We start from the raw sequence: 10,458 nt of genomic DNA on the forward strand, positions 1-10,458 counted from the left end.
CTAGAGGCTTATTTACCATGGGCTCCAAAAATCCAAGAGAATTGTAGATAAAGAAAACTCCAAGATTAAAAGCAATCTGCTTATAATCTTGGAGTTTTGTCAATATACTCTGTTATTGGGCGCTTACGAAATTATCGGAAACTGTTGGGGAACTGTTGGGGAATTTAGAAAAAGAGTTGATTCTTAAACATTTTAATTGACAGCCAAAAAATATTTGTGTACACTAGTTGTAACAAAAAAAGTTACAGGAGATGTAAATGATGAAAATTGCTGTTCTTGCTGCAAATGGCCAAGCTGGTCAAGCGATTGTAAAAGAAGCTTTGGAGCGTGGTCACGATGTGACTGCAGTTGTTCGCTCAGAGAATAAAAGTCTTGCGAAGAATGTCTTAGCAAAAGATATTATGGATTTAGAAGCAACAGACTTAAAAGATTTTGATGTGGTGGTAACTGCTTTTGGTGTTTTCCAAGAAAATTTGCTTTACTTGCATACTGAAACCTTGCAACATCTTGCAGCTGTTTTGAAAGATTCAGATATTCCTTTCTATGTTGTCGGAGGCGCTGGTTCCCTTTATCTGACAGAAGTTGGAGGTGTAACTTTATCAGAAGATCCAAACTTCCCAGAAGAATACCGTCCACTTGCGACAGCTATGAAAGAAGGCTTGGATTTCTTGCGTAAGAGTACAGGACTTGCGTGGACTTATCTCAGTCCAGCAGCTGATTTTGATGCACAAGCTCCAGCCAAAGGTGAATATGTCCTTGAGGGAGAAATCTTTACAACTGATGTAGATGGCATCAGCAAGATTTCCTATGCGGATTATGCTAAAGCCATGGTTGACTTGATGGAAGAAGGGGGACACGCAGGTACCCGTCTGTCTGTTCGCTGGTAATAAAATACCAAAACCGCTTGAGTTCTTATGGCTTCAAGCGGTTTTGGTATTCTTCAATAATGGATTCTTTTTTTGCTTTGCTGAGTTTTTTGAATTGGGCTTCGGCTTTAAGGGCCTGGCTTTTGTCAGGGTAGGTTTGGGTATAGACTAGGGTTACCGGGCCTTTGGCACGGGTATATTTAGCCCCTTTGCCGTCGTTATGTTGTTTGATTCGCCGTTCCAGATTATTGGTGTAACCGGTGTAGAGGCTGTTATCTCGGCAACGTACGACATAGATGCAGTCCTTATTGGCGTCCATAAATCTCTTGAATCTCCGGACGATAGGATCCGTCTTCCTCATGAATATAGAGAGGCGGGAAGATTTTTAGCCCATCCGTTGAGCCATCTTTAATCGCCTCAATTAAGATCATGTTGGCCTCACGGTTTTCTTTAGGGTAAATAAATTGAAGGCGTTTAGGTGCTAATTTAAAAGCCTGCAGTGTATTTAAAATGTCTAGTAAGCGATCTGGGCGGTGAACCATTGCCAATCTACCATTGGATTTGAGAATTTTTTGGGCGACACGACAAATCTCTTCCAAGTTTGTCGTAATTTCATGCCGAGCCAAGATGTAATGTGGACTGAGGTTCTTGTTAGAAGTTTCACTGGCTTTGAAATAGGGCGGGTTACAGAGGATTAAGTCCACCTGACTAGGAGGAAGTTCTTGAGGTAGTTCTTTTAAATCCATATTCCAAACTTGAACCTGCTGGTTCAAGTTATTTAAGGCTACAGAACGTTGGGACATATCTGCTAAGCGCTCCTGGATTTCTACTAAAAGAATGTCTGCCTCGGTATGTTGACTAGCAAAGAGACCGACAGCTCCATTTCCAGCACAGAGATCGACAATTTTACCCTTTTTAGGGAGTTTGGGAAAACGAGACAGAAGAACACTGTCAATCGAATAAGAAAAAACTTCTCGATTTTGGATAATTTTTACCGGGCTCGTGAACAACTGATCTAGCCGTTCTCCGGGATACAATTCAATTTCACTCATAAAACCATTATAGCATTTTGCCCCAAAATAAGGACAGCTCTGACAAAGGCTGTCCTATTTTAAAAGTGAATTGTTTTATCTAGAGACAAGTTTTTTTCATGATGGTTGACTTCTTCATTCAGTTTTTCTTTGAAAATTGTTGATCATAGATGTAAAATAAAGACGAGAAGAAAAGTAGAGGTCGAATGACCGTTTTTCAGTTTTGATATCTTGAACGATTCAATAGTTTATAGCGTTTGGAAGACGCCCTCCGGTGAATTTGGACTCTGGAGGTTGCATAAAGGAGGTCAAGATGACACTTGCTGAAAAACAATCTGAAATAAATGGAGGATGTTTTCTAGAATCAGAGAGCAAAGAGGATTCAAATAAGAATAGGAGATTGCGAAGTATGACCCTACAAGATGGTTATTCTAAATCAGAAATTGATTTAAAACTGGATAAAATCGAATCGGATATGCACCATGGATTTGAGAATGTAAAGTTACGCTTCCAACACTTGGAGACAGAAATAGATAGACGCTTTCAACAAGTTGATGAGCGTTTTAAACAAGTTGATGAACGCTTTAATCAAATGGAAAATCGTTTTAATCAATTCCAAGAGCAAATGGTAACGATGATTGGACAATTAGATCAAAGCTGGGATATCAAGTTGGAAAATTATTTTTACAAACAAGAGGTAGAAAGAAGAAAGGAGAGGCGTATCTTCCTTCGATGGTTGATTGGATTTGGCTTAATGTTGCTCATTTCGGTCCTTTCAAATTTTATCTCGTTTTATTTTAAGTGATCCCTATATAATAGTGAGGAGAATACATAAAAGTGAACCCAAGAAGACTCTCGGGTTCACTTTTTATAGTCTAAATCTCTTGATACTCAACTTCTAGTGCTCGTTGAACGGCTGGTCGCTGGGCGATTTTTTGAGTCCAAGCTTGGAGATTTTTGTATTCTTGGACATTTAGGAAAATGCCTGCCTTATCCCAAATCTTATCTTGTGCTAGACGACCATACCAAGACCAGATAGCTATATCTGCAATGGTATAAGTATCACCTGCAATATAGGGTTTGTTGGCCAATTCTTTGTCTAGAAGGTCTAGCTGGCGTTTAGCTTCCATAGCAAAACGGTTAATCGCGTATTCAATCTTCTCAGATGCGTAGTGGAAGAAATGACCGAATCCACCCCCCAAGAAGGGAGCAGCACCGGCTTGCCAGAAGAGCCAGTTGAGGACTTCGTTGCGCTCAACAGGATTACTTGGGAGAAAATGATTAAATTTTTCGGCTAGATAAAGAAGGATATTCGCAGATTCAAAAATTCGAACGGATGTTTCACCAGAAATATCAAGAAGCGCAGGAATTTTAGAATTTGGGTTGATGGCGACGAAGTCGGAGCCGAATTGATCTCCATCTCCAATCTTAATGCGAAAAGCATCATAGTCGGCCTGATGAATGCCAAGTTCTCGTAATTCTTCCAATAGAATAAGCGGCTTGAGTCCATTCGGAGTTGAGAGGGAGTAGAGCTGGAAAGGTTTATCCCCTTGTGGCAATGTTTGCTCAAAGCGACTACCAGCAGTTGGCTGATTGAGGCTTCCCCAGGCTCCACCCATGTGTGTAGGATTTTCCCAGATCTTTGGTAATTGGTATTCTGACATAGTTCTCTCCTGTCTAGTTTCTAACGTTATCCTAGCAGATTCAACTAAGTTTTTCAAGTTTTCGCTACAGGCAAAAAAGCTGAGACAACTGTCTCAGCTTAAGTCTTGTCTCTTCATCTAGGCTGTCGCCATCATCTCTTTGGGATAATAACGCTTGGAGAAAAGAATGAAGATAAGGGTAAAGATGGTTGCAAGGACCAGGTAGACTGGCCAAGTATTGGCTGTCAGAGTACCGATATGTAAGAGTCCTTTGAGGAAGTAGGCAGAAAGGAAGAATCCTCCTACTGACCAGAGTATTAAGCCCACGCGCCATAGGTTAAGAGGAAGGCAGGCTCTGATAACCGCTAGGAATGAAATAGTTCCGAGTAGATAGTAGGAAAGGGTTCCGATTTCCATACTAGACCAACCAGCGATGCTTCCATAAATCTGACTAAAGAGTACAGAGATAATAATCATCAAAGCATTTGGAAGAGCTAGGAACATAGACTTCTTGAGGAAGTGAGGCTCTACCGGTTTGATGTTGCGTTCGAAAGTCAAAACAAATGGTGGGAAACCTTCAACGAATTGATCGACCAAGGTAATTTGGATTGGGATAAATGGGAAAATCATAATCCAATCTGCCTGGAAGAAAAGGACAGTGGCCATACAGATGATACTTAGGATAAAGGAGTAGATTGTTTTAATAAAGAAGATAGGTGCAATCTTACCAATATTATTAACAACTCGGCGTCCTTCAAAGAGGATTTCTGGTACATCGTTGAAGTCTGAATTGAGTAAGACTAAATTAGCAATTTGGCGGGTAGCTGGATCACCTTCCGCCATAACAATGGACACATCAGCCTCACGTAGGGCTAGAATATCGTTAACACCATCACCCGTCATAGCAGTAGTGTGTCCTGCTGCCTTGAGAGTTTGGATGATAAGGCGTTTTTGATGAGGGGAGACACGACCAAAGATTGCTGTAGTTGCTACAGCTGCTTCTAATTCTTCATCTGTGACTTTCGAACAGTCTAGGTACTGGTCGTAGTTATGGAAACCAGCCTTGGCAGCAACATTTGAAACAGTGACGGGATTATCTCCAGAAATGATTTTAAGATCAACATTTTGAGAGCGAAGGTATTCCAAGGTTTCAGTAGCCCCTTCACGAACTGGATCGGAGATTTCCAAGATAGTTAAAGCCTCTAGGTTATCTGGTAGGGAAGGTTGTTCCAGATTAAGAGAATCGGGACTCCAGGCAAAAGCAAGGACTCGGGATCCACGTTCTTGAGCAGCTTGGATAAACTCAGTTGTATTAGCTACCAAAAAATCTGTTGCCCCAAGATAGAAACTTCCCTTGTTTTCAAACTGAACGGCTCCCCATTTTCGATCACTGGAGAAAGGAATCGTAGCGATAGGCATCACCTTTTTTTCTGGTTGGGTTATGTAGTGACGAATAGCCCGCGCTGTTGGGTTTTTATCTTCAGAATGGTTCATATAATGGGCCAAATTTTCCAAGATGTCTTCCTTGGATAAATCTGAGGAAAGGACTTCTAAATCTTCGACAGTCATTTTTCCTTCAGTAATGGTTCCCGTTTTATCCAAACAGAGGGTATCAACCCGAGCCAAGGTTTCGACCGAGTACATTTCCTGAACCAAAACCTTTCGCATTCCCAGCTTGATAACAGCTGTTAGTAGGGAGGTGATGGTTAAGAGGGCAATCCCTTTTGGCAACATACCTAAGAGAGCTGTGGAGGTGTTAACCACTGAATCTTTTAGCGGCAACATCTTCATCACAAAGGCCTCAAAGAAGAGGATTAGACCAAAGGGGATGATAATTTTTCCAGTAAAGTTGGCGATTTTATTTAACTCAGAGAGAATCTTAGAGTTAATGGGTTTAACGACCTTGGCTTCGGTCATCAACTTAGCAGCATAGTTCTCGGCACCGACCCGAATAATCTGAGCTTGCACCTGACCGGATGCTAAGAAGGAACCTGAGAGCAACTCATCGTTGGTATTTTTGGGAACTAGGTCACTTTCTCCGGTTAACATGGCTTCATTGGCTTCTGCCATGCCTGAGAGAACTTTTGCATCACTAGGAACTTGCTCACCAGCAGCGAGTAAAATCACGTCGTCTAGCACGAGTTCTTCAGAATCCACTGCGACTAATTGGCCATCACGGTAAACCTGAACTTGCTCCTTGTTCAGTAGATTGAGCTTGTCAATCATATGCTTGGCCCGAAGTTCGGTCACAATTCCGGAAAAGGCGTTAAAGCAGATAACCGCAAAAAAGACAAGGTTGGACCAGGCCTGAACTAACATCAAAGCGATTGCAATCGCAAAGTTGAGGGCATTAAAAAGGGTGAAGACATTTCGCTTCACGATATCCCAGGTGCTGGTCGAAGCATCGGCATTAAACTGGTTGACCTCTTTACGCGCAAGGCGCTTGTCAACCTGGGCCTGTGTCAGCCCAATCAATTGTTCTTTCTTATCCATACCTCCTATCTTATCAGATTTGTTTTAAAAATACTATTTGCGTGCTGAAAAAGCTTGGGGTATAATGTCAAAAAAGGAGAGAATATGTTTTATACTTATCTGAGAAGTCTGGTAGCCCTCTTGTTATGGGCTGTGAACGGACCAACTCGTTATGAAAATCTTGATAAATTACCAGATCCAGAGAGTAACTATGTCCTAGTTGCTCCACACAAAACCATCTGGGATCCCGTCTACTTAGCTTTTGCAGCTAGACCTAAACGCTTTATTATTATGGCTAAGCAAGAGTTATTCCAAAATCGTATTCTAGGGTGGTGGATTCGTATGTGTGGAGCCTTCCCAGTTGATCGGGAGAATCCTAGTCAAGAAGTTCTGAAATACCCTGTACGCATGCTGCGTAAAAGCCAGTTTTCCCTCATGCTCTTTCCATCTGGAACTCGTCACTCGTCAGAGTTGAAAGGGGGAGTAGCTGTTATTGCGAAAACTGCCAAAGTGCCTATTGTACCTGCATTTTACCAAGGTCCAACAACAATTGGAGGTCTTTTGAAAGGCCAACCGGTTAGCATCCGAATTGGGGATAGTCTCGATATTAGTGACATCAAGCGCCTCAACAGCGAAGGGCTTGCAGAAGTTTCTGCCCGTGTTCAGAGCTCCTTTGATCAGCTGGAGGCGGATATCCAACCACAAGGACGTAATCTCTTGACTTGGTTGCTCTTACCTATTCGACTTGTGGTTTTACTCTTTGTACTGGTCTTGATTCTTTTTACCGTCCTCTTTAGCTGGATTGCCTCTTTTATTTATCAACCGAATATTGATGTGAAATAGTTTTTTCTTTTTTCTCCGAATAAAAAAGTAGGAGGAACGCCTATGCACAATTGGAAAGAACTGATTCGCCAAAATGCTTTGCCACTGCTCCTGGTCCTTGGAGTAGTGGCTTTTTTCATCTATAAACAAGTTTCATCCCAGCCCCAGACTCAAGTCCAGCCTCTATCTGTGCCGAAAACGAGTCAGCCATTGTCAAGCAAGGGGGAGCAATCTCTAGAAACGGATCCGAGTAAAATTACGGTGGATGTCAAGGGGGCGGTGCGCAATCCTGGTGTCTATGAGCTAGCAAGTCCAGCGAGAGCTCAAACAGCCATTCAAAAAGCTGGCGGTTTGACGTCTGATGCCGATCCGAATGGCCTTAACTTGGCTCAGCTATTAAAGGACGAAGCAGTCATCTATGTTCCTCAACAAGGCGAGGTTCCTGCTATAGCGTCGGTAGCACCAGGAGGAGGCAATGTAACTGGTTCATCTAATGCTGGAAAGATTGCTCTTAATCAGGCAACTGCAGAAGACTTACAAAAAATTCCTGGCATTGGTAAGAAACGAGCCGAGGATATTTTGGCCTTTCGTGAACAAAATGGTGGATTCCAATCTATCGATGATCTTAAAAAGGTATCGGGGATTGGTGAGAAGACTCTGGAAAAAATTAGAGACCATGTACAGGTGGATTAGGGGAGAGTAACTGTTATGAAACAGTTTTTTCAAAGTGTTTGTCGGAGGATTTCGCTTTCCCATTTGGCTTTTCTGACAGGTTTATCGTATTTTACTTGGGTCAGTTTTCATCCCCTTCTTCTCATTTTATGGCTCCTATCGATGTACTGCCTTTATCGGAATCAAGGGAAGGAGGTCTTTGGGATGACAATCATAATACTACTGGTATTGATTGGTAGTTGGCAATTGCGTCAGAATGCCGAAACAGAAAAGGCATCCGAGGAGCTAGAAGCTCCTAGTCAGGTTTTTCTTAAGCCAGACAGTTTGATTTATGAGGAGGATAGTCTCAAAGGCATTGCACAGTGGGAAGGGCATACCTATCGTTTTAGTTATAAAATGACTGAGGGAGAAGATTTACGTTATTTACGTAGGAGAAAGCATCTTCCATGCCTAATGCTCGAAGGAGAGTTAGGAGAAGCGCGTGAACAGGAGAATTTTGGAGGTTTTGATTATCGAGCCTATCTAGTAAATCAAGGGATTTATCACACTTTGAAGATTCAAAAGATAAAACGAATAATCTGGCAAGAGTCTTGGAATCTGGTAGACAAGTTATCTGTCTGGCGTGCTGGCTGTATTGATTGGATTGAATCCACTTATCCTCCCGACCTAGCATCCTATATGACGGGGTTATTACTCGGATATTTACCAGCTAGTTTCGCAGAACGTGGCCATGTTTATCGACAACTCGGAATCTTTCATCTTTTTGCCCTGTCAGGCATGCAGGTTGCTTTTTTTACAAAACTTTACCGACGTATCTTGGCAGGTTTTGGACTAACCAAGGAAAGCCTTAATCAACTTCAATGGTTCTTCTCCATTATTTATGCTGGTCTTACTGGCTGGACTCCTTCTGTATTGAGGGCTTTAGTCCAACAACAATTGGGCCTTCTAGGCCTACGAGGAATGCAGCAGTTTTGGGTTCTTTTATTGCTTCTTGCCGCATTAACTCCTCAGTATTTTCGAGATATGGGAGCCATATTGTCCTTGGCTTTTGCCTTTATACTACAAGTCTTAGCCCAGGATAGGAAGCGATTAGAGAGTTGGAAGCAAGCTCTTGTAGTAGCCTTAGCAAGCTTGCCTATTCTGTGTCTCTTTTTTAGTGAGTATCAGCCACTTGGAATTTTCTTTACGGTCCTCTTATCCTTTCTTTTTGACCGTATTCTTCTACCGCTTTTCTTAGCTTTGCTTTTGTTAGCTCCCTGGACAAAAGGGGAAGTGGTGAATAATTTGTTACAGGGTTTGGATTGGTGTTTGCAAAAAGCGCAGAGCTATTTACCAGGACCCCTTATTTTGGGGCAACCGTCTTTTCTGATTTTCTTGGGCTTATTAGTTTGTTTAGCATTTATGTGGGATTCTCGCTCCAGTAAAAGACGTACTCGCCTTTGGTTTTCTATCTTTCTAATAGGACTTGTGTTAACCAAATTTCCCTTCGTGAATGAAATTACTCTGGTCAATATTGGTCAAGGAGACAGTATCTTTCTCAGAGATTGGCAGGGGCGTCATGCTCTTATTGATGTTGGAGGGAAGGTTAGCTTTGGGCCCAAGCCCAAACATGCTATAAAAGCCAATGCCGAGTATAGTTTGATTCCGTATCTAAAGTCTAGAGGTATCGACCATCTTGAACATGTTTTCCTAACCCATCCCGATGCTGATCATGTTGGTGACCTTTTGGTAGTGGATCAGGAAATCCCGATTTCCAATCTTTATATTAGTCCTGGAAGTCTTCACAAGGCAGGTTTTTTAGACAAATTACAAGCTACCCAAGCGCAGATTCATCTAGTTGAACCTGGGCAGACCTGGCCTATTTTTGATAGTCAACTGCAAGCTCTTTACCCACTAGAAGAAGGTCAAGGAGATAATAATGATTCGCTTGTCTTGTACGGCCAATTTTATCAAGTCCGTTTTTTGTTCACCGGTGACTTAGAGCAGGAGGGAGAAGAGATTCTTATGAAAAACTATCCAGACTTATCTGTTGATGTTTTGAAATTAGGGCATCATGGCAGTAAGGGCTCTTCGACACCGGCATTCTTGGACTACCTCCATCCGAGCCTAGCCCTAATTTCAGCCGGTAAAGACAATCGCTACCACCACCCTCATGAAGAAACCCTGGAGCGACTAGGAGAACGAGGCATCTCTTGGCATCGAACTGACCAAGAAGGTGCCATCCGACTTTATGGCTGGTGGGATTGGAAACTAGAAACCGTCCGTAAGCTTGAGGAAGAGCGAAGATTGGTGGCCTTTAATCGCTGGAGAAAATCCTAGTGGTCAATTACAAAAACCATTTTCCTTTTTCTTGAGTGTCACTAACAAAGGAGGTATAACGGTGTCATATCCGCAAAGTGAGGGAATCTTGAAAGACAGCGACTGGCTCTTGCCCAACAGTATTACCAAGAATTACGCAATTCGAATAGAGCAAATATTATTCACCCCAAATTATTCATACATAACTAAAAAAACTTCCAGAATCGCTGATACATCATGGTTTCTGGAAGTTTTTGATTTTCACCCATTAGGTGAGACTTTTGACTGGACAAAAAAGGATTTCCCCTTTATGATATAAGCGCAAACCAAATCAAAATAGAAAGGAAACCCATATGCTCAGTCTAACAAATTACAATTCTAAAAACAACACTTTTTCTTTTGATGGTGGAAATCTAACGAATTACGGAGGATTACTTCTCTTTAAAGTACTTTTTGACCTCCTAAATCTGAAAGATTTAATTAGACTTCCTGCGAAACGTTTATAGCCTTTCAAAATTGATAATACTAGCAATCAAGTTCATTCTTAAACCAAATCGTTTCTTACGATTGCGGTAAGTTGTTGAAAAGATGTTAAACACTTTGAACTTTGCAAAAATATTCTCAACCTTAATTCTCCGTGAAGATAAGTCTCGA

General features: G+C 41.8%; 10 protein-coding genes and 1 pseudogene. 6 read left to right on the plus strand and 5 right to left on the minus strand.

Annotated elements, in window-relative coordinates; genetic code table 11:
• The first annotated feature begins 260 nt into the window (after positions 1-260).
• On the plus strand, positions 261-887 hold the full coding sequence (locus tag E4T71_RS07010; RefSeq protein WP_135038438.1) for an NAD(P)-dependent oxidoreductase: 627 nt from the start codon (positions 261-263) through the stop codon (positions 885-887).
• 25 nt (positions 888-912) lie between these two features.
• On the opposite strand, the gene E4T71_RS07015 is transcribed toward E4T71_RS07010, so the two are convergent.
• Positions 913-1,185 (minus strand): GIY-YIG nuclease family protein, encoded by a 273-nt coding sequence (locus E4T71_RS07015; RefSeq protein ID WP_135038423.1) that lies wholly within the window; start codon positions 1,183-1,185, stop codon positions 913-915.
• The gene (locus E4T71_RS07020) at positions 1,172-1,918 is read right to left on the minus strand and encodes a tRNA1(Val) (adenine(37)-N6)-methyltransferase (protein WP_135038425.1); all 747 of its coding nucleotides are present in this window, start codon (positions 1,916-1,918) and stop codon (positions 1,172-1,174) included. The genes E4T71_RS07015 and E4T71_RS07020 overlap by 14 nt, the downstream gene beginning before the upstream one ends.
• A 388-nt stretch (positions 1,919-2,306) precedes the next feature.
• On the opposite strand from E4T71_RS07020, the gene E4T71_RS07025 reads away from it, so the two are divergent.
• Positions 2,307-2,702: a hypothetical protein gene (locus E4T71_RS07025; RefSeq protein ID WP_135038427.1), complete on the plus strand. Its 396-nt coding sequence runs from the start codon at positions 2,307-2,309 to the stop codon at positions 2,700-2,702.
• A gap of 70 nt (positions 2,703-2,772) precedes the next feature.
• Here the strand turns inward: E4T71_RS07025 and yghU are convergent, their stop codons facing one another.
• Together yghU and E4T71_RS07035 are read right to left on the minus strand one after the other, a co-directional pair.
• Positions 2,773-3,561, minus strand: coding sequence for a glutathione-dependent disulfide-bond oxidoreductase (gene yghU / locus E4T71_RS07030; RefSeq protein WP_135038429.1), 789 nt, complete (start codon positions 3,559-3,561; stop codon positions 2,773-2,775).
• A gap of 117 nt (positions 3,562-3,678) precedes the next feature.
• Positions 3,679-6,033, minus strand: a complete 2,355-nt coding sequence (locus tag E4T71_RS07035) for an HAD-IC family P-type ATPase (protein WP_135038430.1) — start codon at positions 6,031-6,033, stop codon at positions 3,679-3,681.
• Positions 6,034-6,117: 84 nt separating this feature from the next.
• Between E4T71_RS07035 and E4T71_RS07040 the strand changes: the two genes are divergently transcribed.
• From E4T71_RS07040 to E4T71_RS09830, 4 genes are all read left to right on the plus strand, one after another.
• The gene (locus tag E4T71_RS07040; protein WP_135038432.1) at positions 6,118-6,855 is read left to right on the plus strand and encodes a 1-acyl-sn-glycerol-3-phosphate acyltransferase; all 738 of its coding nucleotides are present in this window, start codon (positions 6,118-6,120) and stop codon (positions 6,853-6,855) included.
• Positions 6,856-6,897: 42 nt separating this feature from the next.
• Positions 6,898-7,527, plus strand: a complete 630-nt coding sequence (locus tag E4T71_RS07045; RefSeq protein WP_135038434.1) for a helix-hairpin-helix domain-containing protein — start codon at positions 6,898-6,900, stop codon at positions 7,525-7,527.
• A gap of 183 nt (positions 7,528-7,710) precedes the next feature.
• The gene (locus E4T71_RS07050) at positions 7,711-9,825 is read left to right on the plus strand and encodes a DNA internalization-related competence protein ComEC/Rec2 (protein WP_167758486.1); all 2,115 of its coding nucleotides are present in this window, start codon (positions 7,711-7,713) and stop codon (positions 9,823-9,825) included.
• A gap of 332 nt (positions 9,826-10,157) precedes the next feature.
• Positions 10,158-10,310: a hypothetical protein gene (locus E4T71_RS09830; protein ID WP_167758487.1), complete on the plus strand. Its 153-nt coding sequence runs from the start codon at positions 10,158-10,160 to the stop codon at positions 10,308-10,310.
• Here the strand turns inward: E4T71_RS09830 and E4T71_RS07055 are convergent.
• Positions 10,305-10,458, minus strand: a pseudogene (locus E4T71_RS07055) (IS5/IS1182 family transposase); the annotation flags it as partial. The gene E4T71_RS09830 and the pseudogene E4T71_RS07055 overlap by 6 nt on opposite strands.

Source organism: Streptococcus sp. WM07, from assembly GCF_004570525.1.
Classification (GTDB): domain Bacteria; phylum Bacillota; class Bacilli; order Lactobacillales; family Streptococcaceae; genus Streptococcus.

Bases quoted from the DNA above. Each gene is read 5' to 3' on its own strand.
- E4T71_RS07010 (WP_135038438.1), top strand. From the start codon at position 261: ATGAAAATTGCTGTTCTTGCTGCAAATGGCCAAGCTGGTCAAGCGATT.
- E4T71_RS07015 (WP_135038423.1), bottom strand. From the start codon at position 1,185: ATGGACGCCAATAAGGACTGCATCTATGTCGTACGTTGCCGAGATAAC.
- E4T71_RS07020 (WP_135038425.1), bottom strand. From the start codon at position 1,918: ATGAGTGAAATTGAATTGTATCCCGGAGAACGGCTAGATCAGTTGTTC.
- E4T71_RS07025 (WP_135038427.1), top strand. From the start codon at position 2,307: ATGACCCTACAAGATGGTTATTCTAAATCAGAAATTGATTTAAAACTG.
- yghU (WP_135038429.1), bottom strand. From the start codon at position 3,561: ATGTCAGAATACCAATTACCAAAGATCTGGGAAAATCCTACACACATG.
- E4T71_RS07035 (WP_135038430.1), bottom strand. From the start codon at position 6,033: ATGGATAAGAAAGAACAATTGATTGGGCTGACACAGGCCCAGGTTGAC.
- E4T71_RS07040 (WP_135038432.1), top strand. From the start codon at position 6,118: ATGTTTTATACTTATCTGAGAAGTCTGGTAGCCCTCTTGTTATGGGCT.
- E4T71_RS07045 (WP_135038434.1), top strand. From the start codon at position 6,898: ATGCACAATTGGAAAGAACTGATTCGCCAAAATGCTTTGCCACTGCTC.
- E4T71_RS07050 (WP_167758486.1), top strand. From the start codon at position 7,711: ATGACAATCATAATACTACTGGTATTGATTGGTAGTTGGCAATTGCGT.
- E4T71_RS09830 (WP_167758487.1), top strand. From the start codon at position 10,158: ATGCTCAGTCTAACAAATTACAATTCTAAAAACAACACTTTTTCTTTT.